Below are 24,350 nucleotides of genomic sequence, written 5' to 3'. Positions count from 1 at the left end.
ATTTGAGCTACGGGTTCGGGTGAAACCGCTATGAAATCCATGGCGCGTCTCCCGGTGCCATCGCTTACCTGAAGGACCTTTCGGCATGTGTGGCATTATCGGCATCATCAGCCAGACCCCCGTCGCAACCCGCCTCGTGGATTCACTGAAGCGGCTGGAATATCGGGGATACGATTCCGCCGGTATCGCCACGCTGGAGGGAGGCCAGTTGAAGCGCCGGCGCGCGGCGGGAAAGCTGCGCAACTTGGAAGCGGTTCTCGCCGACCAACCTCTGGGCGGCACGATCGGGATCGGGCACACACGCTGGGCCACGCATGGTGTTCCGAACGAGACGAACGCACACCCGCATTTTGGTGATGGCGTGGCGGTGGTTCACAACGGCATCATCGAAAACTTCGCCGAGCTGAAGCGCGAGCTACAAGCCGAAGGCGCAGCCTTCACCAGCCAGACCGATACGGAAGTCGTCGCGCATCTTGTGGCGCGCTATCGCCGGCAAGGCTCGAGCCGCCGCGAGGCGATGGAAAGACTGTTGAAGGCGATCACGGGAGCCTATGCGCTGGCGGTGATCTTCGAGGACGATCCGACCACCGTTATGGCCGCGCGTTCGGGACCGCCCCTGGCGATCGGTCATGGCGAAGGCGAGATGTTCCTGGGTTCCGATGCGATCGCCCTGTCGCCCTTCACCGATGAAGTGACCTATCTCGAAGATGGCGACTGGGCGGTGATCGGACGCGACGCCGCGCACATCTTTGACGCCGACAACCGACCCGTGGAGCGGCCTCGCCACCGGGCCGTCGGCAAGCAGCATTATGTCGATAAGGGCAATTATCGCCACTTCATGCAGAAGGAAATCTACGAGCAGCCCGAGGTGATCGGGCATACGCTCGGAGCCTTCGTGGACATGACCACAGGCGAGACGCGCATTCCGCTGGGCGCGGAGCTTGATTTCACGGGCGTTCGTCGCATGGCGATCTCCGCCTGCGGAACCGGCTTCTACGCCGGCATGGTCGGTCGATACTATTTCGAGCGCTATGGCCGCATCGCCTGCGATCTCGATGTGGCCTCCGAGTTTCGCTATCGCGAAAGCCCGCTGAGTGACGTCGATCTGTCGCTCTTCATTTCGCAGTCGGGCGAAACGGCGGACACTCTCGCTTCGCTTCGCTACGCCAAGGCGGAGGGTCTCAAGACCGCGGCCGTCGTCAATGTGGCGGGTTCCACGATCGCCCGCGAAGCGGATGCGGCTCTGCCGACGCTGGCGGGGCCAGAGATCGGCGTTGCCTCAACCAAGGCCTTCACCTGCCAGCTGACAGCCCTGGCGGCCCTGTCGGTGCGTGCCGGTGTGCAGCGGGGTGTTCTCTCCAGCGCTCAGGAACAGGAACTGACGCGGGCGCTCGCCGAGGCGCCGCGCATGGTCAATGCCGCGCTTCATGTCGAGCCCCAGATCGAAGCGCTGGCTCGCGAAATGGCGACCTACCGCCATGCTCTGTTCCTCGGGCGCGGCTTCTCGTTCCCGCTCGCCATGGAAGGCGCGTTGAAGCTGAAGGAGATCAGCTACATCCACGCGGAAGGCTATGCGGCGGGTGAGCTCAAACATGGGCCGATCGCGCTGATCGACGAGACCATGCCGGTGGTGGTCGTGGCTCCGTTCGACCGGGTGTTCGAGAAGACCGTCTCCAATATGCAGGAAGTCGCGGCGCGTGGCGGGCGGATTGTCCTGTTCACCGACGAGCGCGGGGCGGAAGCCGGCAAGGGCGTTTCGGCACAGACGATCCTTCTGCCGGAGATGCCCGAAATCCTGACGCCGATCGTCTACAGCGTTCCGCTGCAGCTTCTGGCTTATCACACGGCCGTTCAGATGGGCACGGATGTCGATCAGCCGCGCAATCTCGCGAAATCCGTGACCGTCGAATAACGGTCAGCCGGCGCGCAGAAGCTTGATCGCGTCATCCTTGCCGAAGAGGTAGAGGAGGGCGCGGACGGCTTCGCCCCTCGCGGACTTCAGGTCCGGGTCGGTCGCGATCAGGAGCCGCGCGTCGTCGCGCGCGATCTCCATCAGGTCGGCATGGGCCTCCAGATTCGCGATACGGAATGTCTGCATCCCCGACTGCCGCGTTCCCAGGAGATCGCCTTCGCCGCGCAGCTTCAAATCCTCTTCGGCGATTCGAAAGCCGTCCTCGGTTTCCCGCATCACGGCTAGACGTGCCTTGGCTGTTTCGCCCAGCGGCGCGCGATAGAGCAGCACACAGGACGAGGGCTTGTCGCCGCGACCGACCCGGCCGCGAAGCTGATGCAGCTGCGACAGGCCGAAGCGCTCGGCATGTTCGATGACGATGATCGACGCATCGGGCACGTCGACGCCGACTTCGATCACGGTCGTCGCCACGATGATCCGCGTGCGGCCCGATTTGAAGTCCGCCATCGCGGCGTCTTTCTCCGGCCCGGTCATGCGTCCATGCACGAGGCCGACGCGATCCCCGAAGAATTGCCGCAGAACCTCGGCGCGTTCTTCGGCGGCCGTCAGATCGCTCGTCTCGGTTTCCTCCACCAGCGGGCAGACCCAGTAAAGCTTTTCGCCCTCGTCGATGGCGCGCCCGACGCGTGCGACGACCTCCTCCAGCCGATCGAAGGACACGGCGACGGTCGTGATGGGTTTGCGGCCGGCCGGCTTTCCATGAAGCCTCGACACGTCCATGTCCCCGAAGGCCGCCAGAACGAGCGTGCGCGGAATGGGGGTTGCCGTCATGACGAGAAGGTCCGGCGCATTGCCCTTGCGGGTCAGGCTCAAACGCTGCTCGACCCCGAAACGATGCTGTTCATCGACCACGACCAGCCCGAGGTCGCGATAGATCACATCCTCCTGAAACAGGGCATGGGTGCCCACGATAATGTCGACGTCTCCATTGACGATGGCGGCGAGCTTGCCATCCCGCGTCTTGCCGGAGTCGCGGCCGGTCAGCAGCGCGATCGACAGCCCGGCCGCGTCGCAATAGCGGCTAAGCCCGGCGAAATGCTGCCGCGCGAGGATTTCCGTCGGCGCGAGCAATGCCGATTGAGCGCCGGACTCCTTGGCAGCGGCCATGGCGAGGAGCGCCACGACCGTCTTTCCCGCGCCGACATCGCCCTGCAGGAGACGCACCATCCGCTCGGACCGGGCCATATCGGCGAAGATTTCCGACAAGGCTTCGCTCTGCCCCGGCGTCAGGCGAAACGGGAGAGCGGCTTCCGCACGCGCGCGCAGGGTGCCGTCGGTCCCGAGCGGCCGGCCAGCCTCCTGTTTCATCCTCCGGCGCGAGAGGGCGAGGGCCAACTGGCTAGCGAGAAACTCGTCATAGGCCAACCGGCGATAGGCCGGCTTGGTGGAGTCTAGGTCACCGGGATCCTGTGGCTTATGGACGCTTTCCAAGGCCGCGCGGAAGGGCGGAAACGACGCGCGGGATAGAACGCCCGGCTCGATCCATTCGGGAAGCTCGGGGAGCCGTTCGAGCGCGCTCGCGATCCCGCGGCGCAGGACCTTGGGCGAGAGCCCCCCGGTCATGGGATAAACGGGCTCCACGAGCGGCAGGCTCGCGGCGTCTTCGGCACTTCCCACGAAGTCGGGATGCACCATCGACGCGCGGCCGTTGAAGCGATCCACCTTGCCGGACACGAGGAGCGTCTCGCCGAGCGGAAACAGCTTCTCCAGCCATTGAGACTGCGCGCGGAAGTAGGTGAGGGCGATTTCGCCGGAACTGTCCTGCGCGATGACCCGCGTCGGCTGGTTGCGGGCCTCCCGCGAGGGAAATTGGTAGTGATCAATTCGCACTTCGAGCGTGACGATCGCGCCCTCCGGCGCCGAAGCGATCTTCTCGCGCCGACGACGGTCGATCGCCCCGCTCGGCATGTGGAACAGGAGGTCGCGTACCTTAGCGACGCCGCCGGCGCCGGGCGGTGCGACCAGTCCACCGATCAGGACGGACACTTTCGGCCCGACGCCCGAGAGCGTCGATACGGAGGCGAAAAGCGGATCGAGGGCAGATGGGCGCATGGGGCCGTGTTTATCGTCTGTTCTCCTGCGCGCATAGGCTGACAGGCCTTCGCACGGCAACTATATAGAGCCCGCAAGGACCGGACGTCGCGCGAAACAGGCGAGGCGGCTGGATACACGTGTTTCAGCTCAGAGAAAATCGGACGATCGCTATGACCGGAACCACACGCTCCTCCAGCGATCTCGAACCGCGCCGCCGGAAGGCGCTGTTTCGCTCCTGGCATCGCGGGACGCGCGAAATGGATTTGGTGCTCGGCCGCTTTGCCGATGCGGAAATCGGCTCGCTCAGCGACGACGATCTGACGATCTACGAGCATCTGATGGAAGCGCCCGACCGCGATCTCTTCTCTTGGCTCACGGGAACGCAGGAGACACCGGCCAATTACGACACGCCGGTTTTTCAGCGCATCAAGTCCTTCTATGCCCTGAACCAGATGGACGCATCGTGAGCAGCCCCGCCGTCCTGAAGAAAGCCCTCGAAAAGGGCGTCGGCCTGCGCATCGGCAATGTGCTGGACGGTTACGAGCCCTTCCTGCTCGCCGAGATCGCGCGCGCGCGCGGCAAGGATCGACCGGTCGTCTTCGTCATGCGGGACGGCAACCGCATGGGCGAGATCGAGGACGCCCTGCGCTTCATCGCGCCCGACCTGCCGGTTCTCACGCTGCCGGCTTGGGACTGCCTTCCCTATGATCGCGTCGGCCCTTCCTCGGAAGCCGCCGCCCGTCGTCTCTCGGCCATGTCTTCGATCGCCGCCCTTCGACGCGAGCCGCATCGGGCGCTGATCCTGACCAGCGCCAACGCGATGCTGCAGAAGATGCCGCCGCGCCAGGTGCTGGAGGACGAGACGATCTCGGCCCGCGCCAGCGGTCGCATCTCCATGGATCATATCGTTCAGGTGCTGAGGCGCGGCGGGTTCGAGCGCGTGGCGACCGTGCGCGAGCGCGGCGAGTTCGCCGTTCGCGGCGGCATTCTCGATCTGTTTGCGCCGGGCGACGAAGAGCCGGTTCGGCTCGATTTCTTCGGCGACACGCTGGAATCCATTCGCTCCTTCGACCCCGCGACGCAGCGCACGACCGGCCAGCGCAAGACGTTCGAACTCGCCCCGGTCTCGGAAATCTCGTTGAAGGACGAGACGATCTCGAGGTTTCGCTCGAACTACGTCAAGCGCTTCGGAGCCCCCTCGCGCAACGACGCGCTTTATACGTCGATCAGCGAAGGGCGTCGGTTCTCCGGCATGGAACACTGGCTGCCGCTCTTCTATGAGAGCGTCGAGACGCTGTTCGACTACATCTCGGGCTTTCCGCTGGTGCTGGACCACCTCGTCACGGAGGCGATCGCCGAGCGGCGCAAGCTCGTGCAGGATTACTATGAGGCGCGTCGTCAGGGCGTTGCGGAAAAGAGCGCGGAATCCGTGCCCTACAATCCGCTGGGGCCACAGGAACTCTACCTGACGGAGGACGAGTTGGCCGGTGGTCTCGCCAGCGCCGATCCGGTCCGCCTGTCCTCCTACGCGATCACGGATGCCGGCTTTCAGACGGATGTCGTCAATCTCGACGTGCATCGCGGGCGCGACTTCGCAGCCGAGCGGCAGGCGGGGGACGTGAACGTCTTCTCCGCTGCGGTGGACCATATCTCGCGGCTGCGCGCAGGCGGTAAGCAGGTGATCTTGGCCGCATGGTCAGAGGGCTCGCGCGAACGGCTGACGCAGGTCGTCGAGGAGCACGGCCTTGGCAATATCAAGGCGGTCGAAACGCTGAAGCAGGCGCTGGAGATCGGCCGGAATATGGTCGCGACGGCCGTTCTGGGCGTCGAGGCGGGTTTCGAGACCGATCGCTTCGTCGTGGTCGGCGAGCAGGATATTCTGGGCGACCGTCTGGTGCGCCGTGCACGACGCAAGAAGCGCGGCGCGGACTATATCTCCGAAGTCACGGGCCTCAACGAGGGCGACATCGTGGTCCATGTGGATCACGGCATCGGGCGCTTTGTCGGCCTGCGCACCATCGAAGCGATGGGCGCGCCGCACGACTGTCTCGAACTGCGTTATGCCAATGACGACCGGCTGTTCCTGCCAGTCGAAAACATCGAACTGCTCTCGCGTTATGGCGGCGAGGGCACGGAGACGATCCTCGACAAGCTGGGTGGAGGCGCGTGGCAGGCGCGCAAGGCCAAGCTCAAGAAGCGGCTTCTGGACATGGCGGGCGGCCTCATCCGCATCGCCGCCGAACGCGAGATGCGCGGCGCGCCGAGGCTTCTGCCGCCCGAAGGCCTCTGGGCCGAATTCCAGGCACGTTTCCCCTATGAGGAAACCGAAGACCAGATGAACGCCATCGAAGCGGTGACCGACGATCTCGGTCAGGGCCGGCCGATGGATCGTTTGGTGTGCGGCGATGTCGGCTTCGGCAAGACGGAGGTCGCGCTGCGCGCGGCCTTCGTGGCCGCCATGAACGGGTTGCAGGTGGCGGTCGTGGTTCCGACGACGCTTCTGGCGCGCCAGCATTTCAAGACGTTCTCTGAGCGTTTCCGGGGCCTGCCGCTGAACCTCGCGCAAGCGTCCCGGCTCGTCACCGCCAAAGACCTCAACGAGACCAAGAAGGGTCTAACAGCCGGCACGGTGGACATCGTGGTCGGGACCCACGCCGTTCTCGGCAAAGGCATGAGCTTCAAGAACCTCGGCCTTCTCATCATCGACGAGGAGCAGCATTTCGGCGTCAAGCACAAGGAGCGGCTGAAGGAGCTGAAGTCGGACATTCACGTCCTGACGCTCTCCGCCACGCCGATCCCCCGCACGCTGCAATTGGCGCTGACCGGCGTTCGCGAACTCTCGCTGATTACCACGCCGCCCGTGGACCGCATGGCGGTGCGCACTTTCGTCACGCCCTTCGACCCTCTGGTGGTGCGCGAGACACTGCTGCGCGAGCGCTATCGGGGCGGCCAGAGTTTCTATGTCGCGCCGCGGCTTGCGGATCTTGCCGGCATCAAGGAGTTCCTGGACGAACAGGTGCCGGAGTTGAAGGTGGCGGTGGCGCATGGCCAGATGCCGGCTGGCGAGCTCGATGATATTATGAACGCCTTTTATGAAGGCCGCTACGATGTCCTTCTCTCCACGACCATCGTGGAGTCCGGGCTCGATATTCCGTCTGCCAACACGATGATCGTTCATCGTGCGGATATGTTCGGTCTGGCGCAGCTCTATCAGCTGCGTGGCCGCGTCGGGCGCTCGAAGCAGCGCGCCTATGCGCTCCTGACCATTCCCGCCAACAAGACGCCGACGGCGGGGGCGGATCGTCGCCTCAAGGTGCTTCAGTCTCTCGACACGCTCGGCGCGGGCTTCCAGCTGGCGAGCCACGACCTCGATCAGCGCGGCGCCGGCAATCTCCTCGGAGACGAGCAGAGCGGTCATATCAAGGAAGTCGGCTTTGAGCTCTATCAGCAGATGCTGGAGGAGGCCGTCGCCGAAATGAAGGGCGTCGAGGTCGAGACTGATGGCACGTGGTCGCCGCAGATCTCGCTCGGCACCGCCGTCATGATCCCCGAAAGCTACGTGCCCGATCTCCAGCTTCGCATGACGCTCTATCGCCGCTTGGCCGAACTGGAGGATGCGCGCGAGATCGATGCGTTCGGCGCGGAAATGATCGACCGTTTCGGCAAGCTGCCGGTTGAGGTCGAGCATCTGTTGAAGGTCGTGTTCATCAAGGCTCTGTGCCGCAAAGCCAATATCGAGAAGCTCGATGCCGGTCCGAAAGGTCTCGTCATCCAGTTCCGCGAGAAGACCTTCGCCAATCCGGCAGCGCTCGTGCGCTATATCGGCGAACAGGGACCTGCCGCAAAGATCCGACCGGATCAGTCGATCGTTCTGTCACGTATCTGGGACAAGCCGGAACAACGGCTCAACGGCGCGGCGACGATCGCCACCCAGCTCGCGCGCTTTGCGGAAGAGGGGCAGAAGAAGGCGGCTTGAGCCGCCTTCGCTATTCGCTCTTGGGGTCGCGCCAGAAGCTGGGAAGGTAGAAGCCCGTCAGCGGCGTGACCTCCGGGTGTTGAATGAAGGACCAGCGCGCCAGCCATTGCTCGCCAATATAATAGAGCGGCACGACATAGTGACCGCTGATCAGGACGCGGTCATAAGCGCGCGTCGCCGCCACGAAATCCTCGCGTGAGCGCGCGGTCACGATGGCGTTGATCATCGCATCGACGGCTGGGCTGGCGACGCCGGCATAGTTGAAGGAACCGGGGCGATCGCGCGCCGCCGAGCCCCATCGGTTCACCTGCTCCGCGCCGGGTGACAGCGTGCCCGAGAAGGCGGCGACCGTTACGTCATAGTCGAAACCCTGTTTGCGCTTTTGATACTGCGCGTCGTCCACCTGCCTGACATCGGCCTGAACGCCGATCCGCGCCAGCGTCCGGGCATAGGCGAGGGCGATCTTCTGTTGATCGCTATATTGGACGAGGATTTCGAAGCGTAGCGGCACACCCTTGGCGTCGACCATTCGGCCATTCTCGAAACGATAGCCGTCGGCCTGCAAGAGATCGACCGCCTGGCGCAGGAGCGCCCGATCGCTGCCGGACCCATCGCTGACGGGCGGCTTGTCTTCGCCGCGCATGGCGGCGGGTGACACATCGGCTTCGAACGGCGCCAGTAGCGCGCGCTCCTTGGCGTCGGCCGGGTGTCCGACGCTGGAGAGAGTCGAATTGTCGAAGAAGCTCGTCAGCCGCGAATAGGCACCGTAGAAAAGATTGGCATTCGCCCATTCGAAATCGAACAGAAGTGACAGGGCTTCGCGAACCTTCGGATCGCTGAACGGCGCGCGACGTGTGTTGAAGAAGAAGGCGTTCAGATTGGCGGGGCGGCCCGTCAGGAAGACCTCCTTGATAACGCGCCCGTCCTTTACAGCCGGGAAGTCGTAGGCCGTTTGCCAATGGCGCGGGTTGGGCTGCTGGTAGAGATAGACGTAGGACAGCCCCTTCTTGAAGGCCTCGAACTGCGCGTTCTGATCGCGGTAATATTCGACGGTGATCTCGTCGTAATTGTCGAGCCCGCGCTTGGTCGGGAGGTCCTTGGCCCAATAGTTCGGGTTGCGGCGATAGGTGATGCGCTGACCCGGCTCGACGCGGTCGATGATATAAGGCCCCGATCCGACGGGTGGCTTCAGGGTTGTCTGCGCGATGGTCTCCGCGTTGAAATCGCCCGCCGGTAGCACGGGAAGACCCGCCAGAAGGAGGGGAAGCTCGCGATCCGCCTTTTCATTGAAGGTGAAGCGGACGCCGCGTTCGCCGACCGCTTCCACCTTGGCGACCTTCGACAGCCAGCTGGAATATTGCGGGCGAACCGATCCCTGCTGGCGCAGAAGCTCGACCGTCGCCAGGACGTCCTGCGGGCGAACGGGTCTGCCATCCGAGAAGCGGGCGGCCGGGTTCAGCTGGAACTCGACGAAGCTGCGTTCCTCGTCCGTTTCGACACTCTCCGCGATCAGCCCATAATAGGTGAATGGCTCGTCCGCCGAGCGCTGCATCAAGGGCTCGAACACGAGATTGCCGAATTCGGGGTCGGCAAAGATGCCACGCGCTGTCGTCAGAGCGCCGCGAACGCTGACCGGGTTCAAATTGTCGAAATCGCCGAAGACCCCGTAGACCATGCGTCCGCCCTTGGGCGCATCGGGATTGGCATAGGGAAAATGGGTGAAGCCGGCGGGAAGGCCCGGTTCACCCTGCATTGCAATGCCGTACGCTGCCCAAGCGCTCGCTGAGACAGAAAGCACCGTTCCGACCGAAAGAGCGGCTGACAGCGCAAGCGGTCGCAGGATATGGACGAGGCTACGCGATGACATCAGGCCCGAAACTCCGTGGCATTTCGGGCCGGAAACTACCGGCTTTGCAGCGGCTTGCCTACACCCGGCCAGCCTGCCGCAAGCTTGGGGCATGTCTTCAAACGGCCTCATTTGCAGAAGACCGCAGACGGGGCTATGCAGGCCGCGACCCGGATCGAGGCTCACGCCAAAGAAGGAAGAACAGACCGTGAGAACCCTTACCAAGAACATTCAGCAGGCGCTGGCTCTGGCAGGTCTGGCCGCTGTCGCCGGACTGGCCATGCCGGTTGCGGGCGCTTCGGCGCAGCAGGTCCCGGCAGAGTGGTTCAAGGTCTGCTCGCCGCAGGGCGAGAACAACATCTGCAACACGCAGTACACGATGATTGCCGACACCCGTCAGCTGATCACCGCCGTGAACTTGATCAACGTTTCCGGCAAGGTGAACCAGAAGGTTCTGCAGGCCGTCGTGCCGACCGGCCGCGTGATCCCCGCTGGCGTGCAGGTCCAGATCGACGAGAACAAGCCCCAGACGCTGAACTACTCCGTTTGCTTCCCCGATCGCTGCATCGCCGAGGTCGAACTGTCGGACGCCATCATCGCGTCGATGAAGAAGGGCAAGGCGCTCAAAATCACGTCGACCAATTTCCAGCGTCAGCCGAACCCGATCTCGATCACGCTATCCGGCTTCACGGGCGCCTATGACGGCCCGGCCAAGGCGCAGCCCGAGCTCGCCCAGCGCCAGCAGGAGTTGGACAAGGCTCTCCAGGGTCAGGCGGAAGCTCGCCGCCAGCGCTTCGAAGACGCTCAGAACAAGGCCAAGGCCACGCAATAACCCGCGCGGACCCTTCCCAACGAAAACGGCGGCCCGAAAGGCCGCCGTTTTCGTTTCATGTGAAGAACGCGATCCTCTCCCGACAATCGCGTGGGATCAGTTCCGGTGCAGTTCCTTCAGGCGATAAGCGCCGTCAAAGGGACCATCGAACATATCGGCGACCTGAGGATGACGAACCTTCTGGCCGGTATCGTCCGGGACGAGGTTCTGCTCAGACACATAAGCAACATACTCGCTCTCCGCGTTCTCCGCGAAAAGATGGTAGAAGGGCTGATCCTTCCGAGGCCGTACCTCGGCCGGAATGGATTGATACCATTCTTCCGTATTGCTGAATTCGGGGTCGACATCGAAGATCACGCCACGAAACGGAAAGATCCGGTGACGAACGATCTGACCGATAAAGAACCGCGCGCTCTGAGTTGAACTGTCTTTCATCCGGCGCGATTTAGCTCCGGCAGGGCATGACCGCAAGGAGGCCTGCACGATCACAGACCGTTTGCCCGATCAAACTGATCGTTTGCCCGGTCAAACCGAACTCGGCCTATCGTCCCGCCGCGCAGATCGAGCCGGCAACCGGAACGACGAACCGGGCTCCACGCCTTCCCGCATGAGCGTTCGGCGCAGAAGCGGAAGCCGAGAGAGGAGGCTGACCCCCGCACTTCGCGCCAATTGCACTGGCAGAAGGCCGGACAAAAGCGATCGGTTGAGAAGGTCGACCGCTGCGGTCCGCGTCGCAATATCGGCGCCCCGAGCACGGTCGTAATCGGCGGTCATCCGCCGCCCTCCCAGATCGTCCCGGTGACGCTCGGCCGCCTTGATGAGATCGATGACGTCCCGCAAGCCGAGATTAAGTCCCTGAGCGCCGATCGGAGGGAATACATGAGCGGCCTCGCCCACGAGCACGCGGCGCTCGGCGCCGAAGCGCGAGGCGGCAGCGCCCGATAGCGGGAACGACTGCGGCTCGCCCTCGACCTCCACCGCGCCGAGGATCGAATGCAATCGATCCTCGATCATGCGTGACAAGCGATCCGGCCGCGCGGAAACGATGAGATCGGCGGTTTCGGGCCGCTCAACCCAAACAAGAGACGAACGGCGACCCGGCAGCGGAACCTGGGTGAAAGGGCCGGTGCGGGTATGAAATTCGGTCGATACGCCGTCATGATCGCGTTGATGGCCGAAGTTCAGAACGATCGCGCTCTGTGGATAGGACCAGTTCCGCACCGAAATGCCAGCGCTTTCGCGAACCCGCGAGCGCCGGCCGTCAGCGCCAACCACGAGCCCGGTTCTGACCATCTCGCCCGACGACAGCGTCAGATGAGCGTGGTCCTCTTTCGCATCGATCGATGTCACCGCGTCGCTTATGACGGTCAAACGATCCGTCATCGCCGACGCAGCCGCGCGAAAGATCCGCATCAGATCGGCGTTCAGAATGTTGATGCCGAACGCATCCCGATCGATTTCACTCGCGTGGAACTCGATATTGGGCGCGCGAAAAAGTCGCATGGTGTCGTCGATGATGCGCATGACCCGAAGTGGTTCTCCCGCGCGCTCGATCTCGCCTATCAGTCCGCACGTCGCGAGAAAGTCCAAAGACGAGCCGATCAGCGCCGTGGAGCGCCTGTCGTCCGGCGCCTGCGGGGCGATCAGGATCGTCTCGAAGCCGGCCTTTGCCAGACCCAGCGCCGCGCCGTATCCAACCAAGCCACCACCGATCACAGCCACTTCACGACGGATTTCGGTCATCGATTCCGAGCCTTTCGAATGGTCAAACGCGTGGTTCACTGTATCTCTTTTCAGTGTTTAAGCGAGATACGGCCTGCGGAACGGATGACAACCGCATATCGCCTGCGTTAGGCAGCGGGCAGCGAATTAACGGTTGGCGGAAGACGTGACAGCGAATTTGAAGCAATGGCGCGCCTTTTCGGTTCATCTGCTGACGGCGAGCGGTGCTTTCTGGGCGTTCCTCTCCATCATCGCCGCTGCCGAGCAGAACTGGGTTCATATGTTCGCGTGGCTGGGTCTTGCCCTGTTCGTGGACGGGATCGACGGACCCATCGCGCGGCGCGTGGACATCAAGCACGTCCTGCCGAACTGGTCCGGCGACATGCTAGACGCCATCATCGACTATTCGACCTATGTCCTCATTCCGGCCTTCGGACTTTACCAATCCGGCATCATCGGCCGCCCGTGGTCCTTCGTCGCTGCCGCGCTGATCGTCGTGACCAGCGCCGTCTATTACGCCGACATGCGGATGAAGACGAAGGACAACCATTTCCGCGGTTTTCCGGTGACCTGGAACATGGTGGTCTTTACTTTTTTCGTTGTGCAGCCGGATGATTGGGCCGCCTTCGCCTTCGTCGTGTTCTGCTCGGTCGCGACATTTCTTCCCATCAAGTTCCTTCACCCGGTCCGCGTGGCGCGCCTACGTCCCATCAATCTGGCGATTTTCGCGATCTGGTCGATCTTCGGACTGATCGCGATCGGCTACGCGTTCGAGGCCCCGATTTGGGTTCGCACCGGCGTGCTCCTCTCGGCTCTCTACCTGTTCTGCATCGGCGGGATCCTGCAATTCATCGATCGACTTCAGGGACGATCCGACGTCTCGTCCAGCTTCGAGGACTGACCATGCCCCACGCGATTGTCGTCAATGAAATCGGCGGACCGGACGTGATGGTCTGGCGCGATGTGGAGCGTCGGGCTCTGAAGGGTGGCGAGGTTCGCGTTCAGCAGGAGGCGGCCGGCCTCAACTTCATCGACGTCTATTTTCGCAACGGGACTTACAAGGCACCCCATCTTCCCTTCGTTCCGGGGAAGGAAGGGGCAGGGGTCGTGGTCGAACTCGGCCCGGAGGTTCATGGACTGCGCGTCGGCGATCGTGTGGCCTATTGCGGCGTGGATGGCGCCTATTGCGAAGAGGTGGTGGTTCAAGCCGATCAATGCCTGACCCTGCCCGACAGGATCGACACTCAGACCGCAGCCGCCATGATGCTCAAGGGAATGACGGCCGAGTATCTGCTTCGGCAGACGTTCCCCGTCGGTCCCGGCCACACGGTTCTGATCCACGCGGCGGCCGGAGGGGTCGGTCTGATCGCCGGACAATGGGCCAAACATCTGGGCGCTCGCGTGATCGGAACCGCCGGCGGCCCGGAGAAATGCGCCTTGGCTCTCGAGCATGGTTACGATCACGTCATCGACTACAAGTCCGAGGATTTCGTCGCTGCCGTGCGCGACCTCACCGACGGGCAAAAATGCGATGTGGTTTACGATTCCGTGGGCCGCGACACGTTTCCGAACAGTCTCGACTGCCTCAAGCGGCGTGGTCTGTTTGTGAGCTTCGGACAATCCTCCGGAAAAATCCCCGGTTTCGATATCGGGATTCTCAACCAGAAGGGTTCGCTCTTCATGACCCGTCCGAGCCTGAACGGCTATACGGCGACCCGTGCGGAACTCGAACAGAGCGCCGCAGCCTTGTTCGATGTCGTCGCGAGCGGCGCTGTGTCCATTCGAATCCAGCAGACATTCCCACTCGCTCAGGCCGCCGACGCGCACCGCGCACTGGAGTCACGAAGCACGACAGGGGCGTCCATTCTGACGATCTGATCGCACGGCGCATAAGCATTTCAGATCGTGGTACAGATGCCGAAACACTCAGAAGCGATCACAGCAAATCCGCCTTTGCAAAACGGCGGGTCCCGCAACAGGAATTTGCAATGGCTCCGTGCCATCGCAGCCTTGTTCGTGCTCCTGTATCACGGGAGCGTTTACCTTAAGCAGATCACCGGCGACGATACATTTTTCCACGTTTTCGACGGGCGCTTCGGCTTGTTGGGCGTTGCAGTCTTCTTCGCTATCTCGGGCTACCTGATGGCGGAAATCCTGCCGAAAGCGGACCCTTGGCGTTTTCTGCTGCATCGGATCCTGCGGATCTATCCGATCTTCCTGATCGTTCTCGCGAGTGTTCTCCTGGCTCGGCGGCGACCGGGCGAAGTCGATATTTGGGCAGCGACTTTGGTTCCGGCCGGAGAGGGACGTGTTTATTATCTCGGCGTGGAGTGGACGCTGCTCTTCGAGACGTGCTTCTACGTCTTTCTCTTCCTTTGCAGCTTGGCAGGCCTGAAGAACCGTCTCTCCTGGATCGCTTCCATCTGGTTGCTGATCATCGGAGCGGCAACGCTCTTCTACCCGCAAATCCAGGCCGAGCTGACACCAACCATCGACTGGCTGCCCCTCATGGCCGTCAATTCCGCGTTTGCTTTCGGACTTCTCGTTCCCGCCTTGCGCGAGCGCGGGTTGTTTCAGCCGGCTACGGCTATGCTCGCTGCCGGCCTCATCCTGGTTTGCGACGTCTTCCCATTCGGCATCAACCGCTGGGTTGCCTCTGTCGGCGCGTTTCTTCTCGTCGGATTGGTGATCTCCGACAATTCCACGGAAGCTGAAGTGAACGGCCGCTTGGCGAGGTTGGCCGATCGCTATGGGGATTGGAGCTACGCTCTCTATCTTTGTCACGTACCTCTCATGGTCGCGATCTATCTCAAGTCCCCGCCGCTCCCGAACGGTGTGCTTTGGATGCTGGCGATCCTGGTGCCGCTCACTGTGGCCGCCCCCTTCGGAATGCTCGATCTCTTCCTGTACAAGCGACTGAAGTTATGGGCGGATCAGACCTCTCGAATTGTGAGAGTAAGCCTCTCTGGTCTTTATACTCTAATCTTTCTTTTGCTCGCCGGATGGGCGGCTTGGATCGGTGTCAGCCCCCACCCCCAAGCTCACAGCCGCTCTTCTACAGCCATCACGGTGCCGATCCCAACCGCCGACGAAACATCTCCAACCGGTCAGCTCCCGCCATCATCACAAACGCTTGCGCCTCCGCCCCCTCTCCCTTAAACAAGCCAGCATCGGATGGGTGGCCGAGTGGTTTAAGGCAGCGGTCTTGAAAACCGCCGTGCGGCGAACCGTACCGTGAGTTCGAATCTCACCCCATCCGCCACTACTGAGCCATTAATTTTGTTGCGTATTTTATGGTTCAAGACCCGCCTGATGTTACAGGCGGCGGGCATCGCGACGACTCATCTTTGACGGAGCCGAGAGGTCTGGTGGTTGACTCAGGCAATCCCGACGGATGCCGTCACGGTGGGCGCATGACCTTGGACCACTTAAACCTTCGTTTCCCGGCGGGCTCGAACTGGTGGCGCCTTCGCTGTCTCACTGCTCGGATGACTTCGAAATCGGCTGCGACAAGGAAGAGAGGGCTCGCGTGGACTTTGGCATTGGACTGCTGCAACCGCGAAAGCATCGGCTTCGTCGCCACCATGGAAGGCATCACCGGCGAGGACATCCGGGATCTCATGCTTTGAGCCGTGAAAGCGCGCTTCGGCCGCTTGAACCACCTACCACAGACGATTCGAATGGCTCAGCGGCGACGGCTCGGACCCTATCGACGGCGAAACAAAGCGGCCGGCGCGCAACGTCGAACTGGACCTTGGGATCACGCCCTTGGAGAACTTGCAGTTCAACGGCATGGCCAGAGCCCTCGCGCGCATGATCAAGCGCGACCATGTCCCCGTCTCGTGCCTTCTGAATGCTCGAACCGTTATCGACGTGCTGCCGATGTGGTGCGAACTCTACCGTACCGCTCACCCGCAAACGTCGCTCGGTACTCTCTCACCGCGCGAGTTCATTGCGGCCCGACAAGCCCCCTGATCCTGTCAGGTCGTTCCGGACATTAGAAATTATCTGTTCGGCCTGCCTATCATATAGGTCGCTTTACGAAACTCCATGTCACCTGCCTTCCATTTGGGTTTCGAGCGGACATGTAATCCGTTGGAATAGCGGACGTGTCGCCTACGGGACACGTCTGCCGTTTAGAGGCCAGACGATGTTCCTAGATGCTCCGGCAAACGGATCTGGCAGGGCGAGTCCTCTGCTACCAGCTCGCCGCGAGAGCGGAGAAAATCAGATGGGGGCGAGAACGTGAGTACCGTAATCAGTCGATCCGATGATGCCAATGATATGCTGGCGAGACGGTTGCGCGCCGCAGGCTCCCTCAGCACGATGGACGAGGTGATGCTGTCGCGTTTGCATTGGGATGTTGTCGACATTCCCGCAAAGACCGACTTCCTCAAAGAGGGAGATCGGCCGAACCGATGCTGCCTGCTGATCGATGGTCTGATCATTCGCTCCAACTTCACGCAGGGCGGCGAACGGCAGATCCAGTCCGTTCATATTCCCGGTGATATGCCGGACCTCCAAAGTCTCCATCTCAAGCAGATGGATCACTATATCGGAACCGTCTCCCCTTGTAGGGTGGCGTTCATCAGCCACGATGCCATTTTGCGCACGCTTGAACGATCCAAGGATCTGACTGCTCGGTTTTGGCGTGAGACGCTGATCGACGCGGCTCTCTATCGCGCCATCATCGTGCGCAACGCGCGCCTTGGATCGACCGAGCGGCTGGCACATTTCATCTGCGAGATGTGGTGCCGCTTCGATGCGGTTGGGCTGACCGACGCTTCCGGCTTTCCCTTTGCGATGACACAGGAAATGGTGGGTCAAGTTCTCGGGCTCAGCATCGTGAGCGTGAACCGATCCATGCAACTGCTTCGTGCGGAGGGTCTTGTGGTCTGGGATCGTGGTCGCATCGACATTCTGGATTGGGATCGGCTGGCCGGTCTCGGTCAGTTCGACCCGACCTTCCTTCATCTCGACGATTGATCGGACCGCAAGACGTCTCTAACGGAAGTGCGCTCAATCGGGCCGAACACAGCGGCTTGACACGGGGCCTGCGGATTGACTCGGCCGCGTCCCCACGTCAGACAAGGAGTTCATTCGGACGATTTTCATGCGCGATTATTATACGATCACGGAGCTGACTCGCGAGTTCGACATCTCGACGAGGACGATCCGTTTCTACGAGGACGAAGGGCTGATCGCGCCGATCCGGCGCGGGCGCACGCGTCTGTTTCGCCATTCGGATCGTCATCTTTTGCGCATGATCCTGCGCGGAAAGCGCCTCGGATTTTCGATCGCGGAGATCCGCGAGATCATGGGGATGTACAAGACGCCGCCCGGCGAAGCGGGACAGTTGCGGGCGATCGTCAAGCGTGTGGCAGACAAGCGCTCGGAACTCGAACAGAAGCGACGCGACATCGATGATTTGCTGGCCGAACTGGATCATGCGGAAGAAGCCTGCCTGACGCGTATGGCCGAACTCGGCATTTCTCCCTCCAGCTGAGTTTGTGCACCCGCGCGGCTGCGGGCGTTGCGCGCTATGGCTGAGCGTTGAACGAGCAATAATTGACGGTTTCGCTGACGCGCCCCGTTTCCACTTCAGTCAACTGGCTCCGGAGAAGACGATCCAGCAGTTCGGCTTCTTCGAGCTTTTTTTGCACGCATCCGCAATAAGCCACACAGAAACTGGCATCCCGGTCTCTCTCGCAGGTCTGGCGGCAGCTTTGCTGAAAGGCCGCCGTCTGATCCGGCGGGGCGATGAAAGCAGCGGCAGCGACCACACCGATCGAAATCGGCTGGTGCAGGAGATAGAACAGAAGGGAATGTCGCCCGAGCGTCGAAAGGGGCCATAAGGGGCGAAACACGCCATTCAAGCCTCCCAGCTTCTTCCAGATGCCGAACCGAGCGAAAGCCTGCGCGATCGCCATGCCGATCAGGATCGGCCCGAACCAGGGAAACAGAGGAACGAAATCGTTGGAAAGCGGGGGATGCTCGGAGAAGCCGATCCACGCCAACCATCGACTGTCCGTCCAAGGCGTCGTGAAAGCGAATGAGACGGCGATGACAAGTGCGGCTGAGGCTGCTGTCAGCCAGAAGGGCAGACGCAGAAAGGCGAGCGCCAGCAGGCTTCCTAACGCGATGAGATGAAGGATGCCGAAAAACACGAAGCCTTGCGGCGTGAAGGCCAGCGTGGCCGCTGTGATGGCGGCTGCACCCGCAGCGATCTGAAGACAGCGTTTGCGAAACGATGGCCAGCGAATGCCCTCGCCATGGGCCAGCACGAGACCGACGCCAACGAGGATCAGGAAGCTGGAGGCGATCGCTCGGGCGAAAAGCTTCCAGCCCCCCACCTGAGCATAGCCTGGCGGCAGATAACCGAAAAACTCCAGATCCCACGTGAAATGGTACACGAGCATCGCGATGAGCGCGCAGCCGCGCGCCACGTCGAGACATTCGATCCGGCCGATCGCTCTGTTTTGCGATGTCGTCATGACGCTTCCACTGGTTCGCTGCCCGTTTCGCCTATCTCAATCCAAGATCAAAGGCGACCCGCATAGGGGACAGCCTGACGCCGAAAGAGATCCACGCATGAAGATGATCGAAGCATCGGGCGCTCGTATTCCCGCCCTGGGATTTGGAACCTACAAACTCACCGGCGATCTTTGCGTCCGAATGGTGGAGAAAGCGATCGAAGCCGGTTATCGGCATATCGATACCGCGCGAATGTATGGCAACGAGCGCGAGGTCGGGCAGGGCATTCGAAACAGCGGTCTCGCGCGCAGCGAAGCGTTCGTGACCACGAAGGTCTGGTTCGAAGATATTGGCGCGGATCGACTCGCGCAGTCGGCCGCCGAGGCTGTCGAAGCGCTGGATGTCGGGCCCGTCGATCTCCTGCTGATCCACTGGCCGAACGCAGCCATCCCGCTGGAGGATTCCATCGGCGCGCTGAACGAGGCGAAGGAGAAGGGACTGACGCGTCATATCGGCGTCGCGAACTTCCCCAGCACCCTGATGGATGATGCCGCGGCGATGAGCTCGGCTCCGCTCGTCTGCAATCAGGTCGAATATCATCCGCTCCTGTCCCAGGAGGCGATCCTGCACGCCTGCGAACGCAATGACATGGCGCTGATAGCCTACTCGCCGATCGGCCAAGGAGGCGAGTTGCTCCAGCATCCGACCGTCACGGGTATCGCGAACAGGCTCGGGCGGACCCCTGCTCAAGTCATCTTGCGTTGGGAACTCGATCAGCCTCGCGTGGGGGCCATTCCTCGAACATCGAATGAAGAGCGCCTACAAGAAAATTTCGACGTCTTCTCATTCGAGCTGTCCGATACCGACCGCCAATCCTTGAACGCGATGACGCAGCAGCGCAAGCGATTGGTGAATCCCAGCTTCGCACCGGCTTGGGATCGGATCTGACACGCGCAGGATCGCATCGCGGGCGGCGCGTCGATGCCTATGCCGTCCTTGCGTTGACGCTGAAAGGTTTCAACCGACCCATGTTCTTCGCGGTTTCCAAACTGGGCTGGTATCTCGTCCAGCCCCTTGTCGCCATCCTGCTGGCTTTCGGTGTCGGCTTTCTCTGTCTCGCTCTGAAGCTGCCGCGAACCGGCATCACGCTTCTGGCGATCGGATTCGCGAGTCTCGCGATTTTCAGCCTGTCGCCACTCGGGCTCCTCATGCTGGCTCCGCTTGAGAACCGATTTCCCAAGCCGGTATTGCCCGAGCGCGTGACCGGCATCGTGGTTCTCGGCGGCTCGTTCGATACGCTCGTCGCCCGAACACGCGGCGAGCCGGAGCTCAACGACGCGGCTGACCGCATCACGACGACACTCGCTCTATCTCGCCTCTACCCGGACGCCAAAGTGATCTTCAGCGGCGGGGCCGCGGCGATGTTCGAGGAGGATGTGACCGAGTCCTCGGTTGCCCATAAACTGTTTTCCCAACTCGGGCTTGCGCCCGAACGCCTCATTCTGGAGGACCGTTCCCGCAACACGATCGAGAATGCGCGCTTTTCAAAGGAGTTGGCCTCGCCGCAGCCAGGTGAGACCTGGTTGCTCGTCACCTCGGCGGCTCATATGCCTCGGTCGGTTGGCTGTTTCCGCACAGCCGGCTTCGACATCATCCCATATCCGACTGACTACCAGACACCGGGCGGCGACATGATCTACCGGCCTTCTACAGCCACGGTCCGCAATTTGGAAAAGGTGCATTTTGCGATACGCGAATATCTGGGCCTATTCGCCTATTATCTGACGGGGAAGACAGATGCCTGGATCCCAGCGCCTCACGCGCCATCCGGTAAGGCCAATCTGTAGATCCCCTTGAAATCGTCTGGATCCACCGGCCGTCCCTTACGCAGGATGCGAACGTCGCCGGCCTTCGCCATTCTGACCGCCTCCGCCCGGATCGGGTTCATCATCAGACGCCAGACCTTTTCATCCGATCCTGCGAGGCTGCGCGCGATTTCCGAGGGGCAGACGGTCTTGCCTGCGCCTCGCTCCATCACCGCCGACGCGATGGCCTGTTGGATGGCTTCTTTCGAAATCATCGAGGTTCCTCCGAGTCAGGGGCGAGGCAATCGTTCGCTTCCGAGAAGAACTGGCGTCGGGCTAGAATCAGGATGACGATCGTCGTCGTTACCATCAGCACTTTCGGGCCTAGAAACCAGCCAAGATAGGCCATGCCAAAAAAGATCGCCCTGAGTCCGGAATTGAAGTGGCGAGCCGCGATCTGGTTCATGCGGATCGCGCGACGCACAGCCCGCTCGGCCGCGTCCTGATCCGCCTCGGCCTCCCGCGCCATCGGAACGGCGCCGATCAGGATCGTGCAGTAATTGAACAGGCGATAGGCCCAGCCGAATTTGAAGAAGGCGAAGATGAAGATCGTGACGAGGCCGAGAAGCTTCGTTTCCAGAAGCGCCCGGTCGAAATTGCCTTCCAGCGGAAGGTCTGTGACGACAGAGGCGATATGATCGGCCGCACCGATCAAAGCGAAACATCCGCCAATGGCGAAAATACAGGCCGAAGCGAAAAAGCCCGTGCCTTGCTGGAGCCCGGTCATGATGGCCGTGTCGATCATGCGCAGATCGCGCTTCAGCATCGTCCACATCCAGATCTCGCGCTGGCTGTTCATCCGGCGGCTGAGGCCATGGCTGGAGAGAGCGGTGCCGTCCACCGCGAAAGAGTAGATGGCCCAGCCCAGACTGAAGGTGACGAGCGCCAGGAGATTCTCGACATCGAAGATCTGCTGGAACGGCATGGCGGAGATCCGACGCTGAAGAAGGGTGGCAGCGCTTGCCCCCTAGCATGTTGTGGGAGCGACGTCAGGCGGTCTTGACCTGATCGATTGTCAGGCGGATGGAGGTTTCATGCCGCTTCATATGATCAAGCTCTGCGTCGGGGTCGAGACAATCGAGGACCTCCAGACGCATGTCGAACATCGTCTGCTGGCTCAGCGTCTCGCTGGCCAGCCAGAAGAGCAATTCCACGTCACCCGAGTTATGCCCAAACGCGCCGATGACATTGTCGCGGGCGGCTCCCTATACTGGGTCATTCGCGGGCAGGTTCAGGTTCGTCAGCCCGTCTTGCGGTTCGACCCATTCACCGCCGAGGACGGGATCGAGCGTTGCCGGATCGTTCTCAGGCCCGAGTTCATCGCCACGCAATGGCAGCCCAGGCGCGCCTTTCAGGGCTGGCGCTATCTCGTCTCGGACGATGCGCCGGCCGACCGAGAGGCCGAGGAGGGCGTAGGTCTTCCCCAGCAGCTTCAACGCGAGTTGGCCGATCTCGGCCTGCTCTGAGGGGAAGAGCCGATGCCAAATCCGCGCGGGATCAACTGGAAGCTTCGTTTACCAGATCTCAACCGCGCGGGCTGCGCCCACAGGAGATGCGCACCGCTGGAGTGCCGGCAGGTCCGTCGACCTTGAGGTAGATTAGGCCTTCGGGCTGCGCGGCGCGCCAAGCCCGAGCGCCATGGCACAGAAGTAGCCCCACCAAGTCCTTCGCGCGAACCCGCGTCTTGCCGTCGCGATAGTCGCCCAGACGCGAGGCGGCTTGCTGGAGCGGGTGAAGACCGATCGAAGACACGTTCGAGGCCTTTTCCCCGGCGGACGTGTAACCAAGGATTTCCTGCTCAACCGACATGGGAACCTCGAACTGACTCGTAACAAACTGGCGGGCGAAATAAGGTGAGCGATCGACTGCGAAACCAATACGGATCGCGGCCGAGCCGGTTCAGCGTTGATCAATCAGCGCCGATTGCATAGCAGGCGTAGGAGCGAGCCTTCAGAACGTCACAGGCCGCGTTGGCGGCGGCTTTCGTGTCGAAGCCCGCAAAGCGCGCTCGGTAGAGGGTCTGCGAACCGCTGGCGACCGCTTCCGTGAACGGCTTGGCGCGGGCGAGCGCCGACCCGCCACGCTGCTTGGCTTCGGCGAGAATATCCAACGCGGTCGACTCGGCCGGCGTGGCCGCGATCTGAACGATCCAGCCCGAAGAGGCGAGGGATGCCGTCGCCACAGGTGGTACGGACGCTCCCGGAACAGCCACGCGCGGACGCGGCGCCCCCGCCAAGGCATTCGAGGTCGGAATTTCGAGACTGTCCTGACCTTTCTGCCCCATGGCCGCTCGCAGCGCATCCCGGCCAATCGCGGATCGTTCGGGCGCCGTAATGGCGTTCATCGCCCCGGCCGCGTTGGAGCCGTAAGCCTGCGCGACGCGCTCGTTGATGGACGAGGCCCGGCGCGTCGGCAACGGGACGCTCTGCGGGACTTCGGCGACGTGTGACGATACGGATGGACCGCGAACAGCCGGCGAATAGGCCGCGATCAAGGGCTCGCTGCCACGCGTGCTCACGTCAGGAAGATATTTGTTGACGAGCTCGACCATGTGATCGTCGCGCGAGCGGGCCGTGCGCCCGCCCATGACCACCGCCACCAGCTTCTTGTTGCCGCGAACGACCGAGGTGACGAGGTTGAAGCCGGATGCGTTGATATAGCCGGTTTTAATGCCGTCGACACCTTGAACACGCCCGAGAAGCCGGTTGTGATTGCCGATCACCTGGCCACGGAAGTTGAAGGAACGGCGGCTGAAGTAGCTGTAATATTGCGGGAAATGCTCACGAAGGGCGATGCCGAGCGTCGCCATGTCGCGCGCGGTCGTCATCTGGCCGGGATTGGGAAGGCCGTTGGCGTTCTGAAAATTCGTCCGCGTCATGCCCAGCTTGCGAGCCTTCGACGTCATCATCTCCGCGAACTGGCTCTCCGTGCCACCGAGAAACTCGCCGATCACCACGGCCGCGTCATTGGCCGATCGCGTGACGAGACCCAGAATGCCTTCCTCCACCGAGATCGTGGTTCCGGGCTTCAACCCGAGCTTGGATGGCGGGCGAGCGGAGGCGTAAGCCGAGACCTTCATCGGGGTGGAAAGCGTCGCGCGTCCACTCTCCAACGCATCGAACAGCATATAGAGGGTCATCATCTTCGTGAGCGAAGCGGGATAACGGCGTTCGTCGCTGCTCTTGGAGAAGAGAACCTTGCCGTTGTTGGCGTCGATCACGATCGCCGAATAGCGGTCGTCCTTGGCCTGAGCGTGCGCCGCGGGCGCCTGTAGAACGAGCGTGGCGCCAACGAGAAGGGATCCAGCCGTCAAGCCAATCGACTTGGCGAAGACATCGATCCGGGAAGGGGCCTTGAGCATGGGCAGCTCTCTCGTCTCTGCAATTGTCGAGATGCCGCGACTCGACTTCGCAGTCGAGCCCTTACCAACAGTGTGGCGTAGCGATCTCATCTGGAGGAAAGATACGCCCGAGGGCCTTACCAATCCGTTTATGGTTGCCGGAACCTTGTGATCGCATGAGGGCATTCGCTTCAAAGTTTATGTGAAATCGGAAGGCTTCACCTTTTTCCTCAAAACCTCCGATTGCAGCTTGCATTCATTGTGCGATGCAATATATTCGGATGCGCTG

The 24,350-nt window shown here is 61.9% G+C and carries 21 protein-coding genes and 1 tRNA gene; 13 read left to right on the top strand and 9 right to left on the bottom strand.

Annotated features, from left to right (window positions below; translation table 11 throughout):
- The first annotated feature begins 85 nt into the window (after positions 1-85).
- Positions 86-1,912 (top strand): glutamine--fructose-6-phosphate transaminase (isomerizing), encoded by a 1,827-nt coding sequence (glmS, locus tag NS365_RS01055; RefSeq protein WP_058598413.1) that lies wholly within the window; start codon positions 86-88, stop codon positions 1,910-1,912.
- Positions 1,913-1,915: 3 nt separating this feature from the next.
- Here glmS and recG read toward each other — a convergent pair whose 3' ends face one another.
- The gene (gene recG / locus NS365_RS01050) at positions 1,916-4,024 is read right to left on the bottom strand and encodes an ATP-dependent DNA helicase RecG (RefSeq protein WP_058598412.1); all 2,109 of its coding nucleotides are present in this window, start codon (positions 4,022-4,024) and stop codon (positions 1,916-1,918) included.
- A gap of 152 nt (positions 4,025-4,176) precedes the next feature.
- Between recG and NS365_RS01045 the strand changes: the two genes are divergently transcribed.
- Both NS365_RS01045 and mfd read left to right on the top strand, forming a co-directional pair.
- Complete coding sequence (locus NS365_RS01045) at positions 4,177-4,473, top strand: succinate dehydrogenase assembly factor 2 (protein ID WP_058598411.1); 297 nt, start codon at positions 4,177-4,179, stop codon at positions 4,471-4,473.
- Positions 4,470-7,982 carry a transcription-repair coupling factor gene (mfd, locus tag NS365_RS01040; protein WP_058598410.1) on the top strand — a complete coding sequence of 1,171 codons (3,513 nt, stop codon included), beginning with the start codon at positions 4,470-4,472 and terminating at the stop codon, positions 7,980-7,982. Before NS365_RS01045 ends, mfd begins: the two co-directional genes overlap by 4 nt.
- Positions 7,983-7,992: 10 nt before the next feature.
- Here the strand turns inward: mfd and NS365_RS01035 are convergent, their stop codons facing one another.
- Positions 7,993-9,849: an extracellular solute-binding protein gene (locus NS365_RS01035; RefSeq protein ID WP_058598409.1), complete on the bottom strand. Its 1,857-nt coding sequence runs from the start codon at positions 9,847-9,849 to the stop codon at positions 7,993-7,995.
- A 259-nt stretch (positions 9,850-10,108) separates the two neighbouring features.
- Here NS365_RS01035 and NS365_RS01030 point away from each other — a divergent pair, with 259 nt between their 5' ends.
- The gene (locus NS365_RS01030) at positions 10,109-10,660 is read left to right on the top strand and encodes an invasion associated locus B family protein (protein WP_374700784.1); all 552 of its coding nucleotides are present in this window, start codon (positions 10,109-10,111) and stop codon (positions 10,658-10,660) included.
- 96 nt (positions 10,661-10,756) lie between these two features.
- On the opposite strand, the gene hspQ is transcribed toward NS365_RS01030, so the two are convergent.
- Complete coding sequence (hspQ, locus tag NS365_RS01025; RefSeq protein WP_058598407.1) at positions 10,757-11,095, bottom strand: heat shock protein HspQ; 339 nt, start codon at positions 11,093-11,095, stop codon at positions 10,757-10,759.
- A 90-nt stretch (positions 11,096-11,185) separates the two neighbouring features.
- A complete protein-coding gene (locus NS365_RS01020) occupies positions 11,186-12,403 on the bottom strand; it encodes a UbiH/UbiF family hydroxylase (protein ID WP_058598406.1) in 1,218 nt (405 codons plus the stop codon).
- Positions 12,404-12,536: 133 nt separating this feature from the next.
- Here NS365_RS01020 and pcsA point away from each other — a divergent pair, with 133 nt between their 5' ends.
- The 6 genes from pcsA (at position 12,537) to NS365_RS00985 (ending at position 17,888) form a co-directional block, all read left to right on the top strand.
- A complete protein-coding gene (gene pcsA / locus NS365_RS01015; protein WP_058598405.1) occupies positions 12,537-13,283 on the top strand; it encodes a phosphatidylcholine synthase in 747 nt (248 codons plus the stop codon).
- A 2-nt stretch (positions 13,284-13,285) separates the two neighbouring features.
- On the top strand, positions 13,286-14,260 hold the full coding sequence (locus NS365_RS01010; protein ID WP_058598404.1) for a quinone oxidoreductase family protein: 975 nt from the start codon (positions 13,286-13,288) through the stop codon (positions 14,258-14,260).
- Between the two features lie 36 nt (positions 14,261-14,296).
- The gene (locus NS365_RS01005; protein WP_082684333.1) at positions 14,297-15,541 is read left to right on the top strand and encodes an acyltransferase family protein; all 1,245 of its coding nucleotides are present in this window, start codon (positions 14,297-14,299) and stop codon (positions 15,539-15,541) included.
- A 13-nt stretch (positions 15,542-15,554) separates the two neighbouring features.
- Positions 15,555-15,644: transfer RNA gene (locus tag NS365_RS01000), tRNA-Ser, on the top strand.
- A gap of 1,076 nt (positions 15,645-16,720) precedes the next feature.
- Positions 16,721-17,368 carry a Crp/Fnr family transcriptional regulator gene (locus tag NS365_RS00990; RefSeq protein ID WP_193753353.1) on the top strand — a complete coding sequence of 216 codons (648 nt, stop codon included), beginning with the start codon at positions 16,721-16,723 and terminating at the stop codon, positions 17,366-17,368.
- 127 nt (positions 17,369-17,495) lie between these two features.
- Complete coding sequence (locus tag NS365_RS00985; RefSeq protein WP_058598400.1) at positions 17,496-17,888, top strand: MerR family transcriptional regulator; 393 nt, start codon at positions 17,496-17,498, stop codon at positions 17,886-17,888.
- Between the two features lie 34 nt (positions 17,889-17,922).
- Here NS365_RS00985 and NS365_RS00980 read toward each other — a convergent pair whose 3' ends face one another.
- Positions 17,923-18,876 carry a DUF1624 domain-containing protein gene (locus NS365_RS00980; protein WP_058598399.1) on the bottom strand — a complete coding sequence of 318 codons (954 nt, stop codon included), beginning with the start codon at positions 18,874-18,876 and terminating at the stop codon, positions 17,923-17,925.
- Positions 18,877-18,973: 97 nt separating this feature from the next.
- Here NS365_RS00980 and NS365_RS00975 point away from each other — a divergent pair, with 97 nt between their 5' ends.
- Positions 18,974-19,804, top strand: coding sequence for an aldo/keto reductase (locus tag NS365_RS00975; RefSeq protein ID WP_058598398.1), 831 nt, complete (start codon positions 18,974-18,976; stop codon positions 19,802-19,804).
- Between the two features lie 80 nt (positions 19,805-19,884).
- Positions 19,885-20,703: a YdcF family protein gene (locus NS365_RS00970; RefSeq protein ID WP_058598466.1), complete on the top strand. Its 819-nt coding sequence runs from the start codon at positions 19,885-19,887 to the stop codon at positions 20,701-20,703.
- On the opposite strand, the gene NS365_RS00965 is transcribed toward NS365_RS00970, so the two are convergent.
- Positions 20,673-20,936, bottom strand: coding sequence for a DUF3253 domain-containing protein (locus NS365_RS00965; RefSeq protein ID WP_058598397.1), 264 nt, complete (start codon positions 20,934-20,936; stop codon positions 20,673-20,675). The genes NS365_RS00970 and NS365_RS00965 overlap by 31 nt on opposite strands.
- Positions 20,933-21,646 (bottom strand): DUF599 domain-containing protein, encoded by a 714-nt coding sequence (locus NS365_RS00960; protein WP_058598396.1) that lies wholly within the window; start codon positions 21,644-21,646, stop codon positions 20,933-20,935. The genes NS365_RS00965 and NS365_RS00960 overlap by 4 nt, the downstream gene beginning before the upstream one ends.
- A gap of 109 nt (positions 21,647-21,755) precedes the next feature.
- Here NS365_RS00960 and NS365_RS00955 point away from each other — a divergent pair, with 109 nt between their 5' ends.
- A complete protein-coding gene (locus NS365_RS00955) occupies positions 21,756-22,187 on the top strand; it encodes a DUF1489 family protein (RefSeq protein WP_058598395.1) in 432 nt (143 codons plus the stop codon).
- A 58-nt stretch (positions 22,188-22,245) separates the two neighbouring features.
- Here NS365_RS00955 and NS365_RS00950 read toward each other — a convergent pair whose 3' ends face one another.
- A complete protein-coding gene (locus tag NS365_RS00950; protein WP_058598394.1) occupies positions 22,246-22,530 on the bottom strand; it encodes a hypothetical protein in 285 nt (94 codons plus the stop codon).
- A gap of 100 nt (positions 22,531-22,630) precedes the next feature.
- Positions 22,631-24,082 (bottom strand): D-alanyl-D-alanine carboxypeptidase, encoded by a 1,452-nt coding sequence (locus NS365_RS00945; protein WP_058598393.1) that lies wholly within the window; start codon positions 24,080-24,082, stop codon positions 22,631-22,633.
- Positions 24,083-24,350: the final 268 nt, after the last annotated feature.

The organism is Aureimonas ureilytica, assembly GCF_001475935.1.
Taxonomy (GTDB): domain Bacteria; phylum Pseudomonadota; class Alphaproteobacteria; order Rhizobiales; family Rhizobiaceae; genus Aureimonas; species Aureimonas ureilytica_A.
This window is presented reverse-complemented; position numbering and strand designations above follow the sequence as displayed.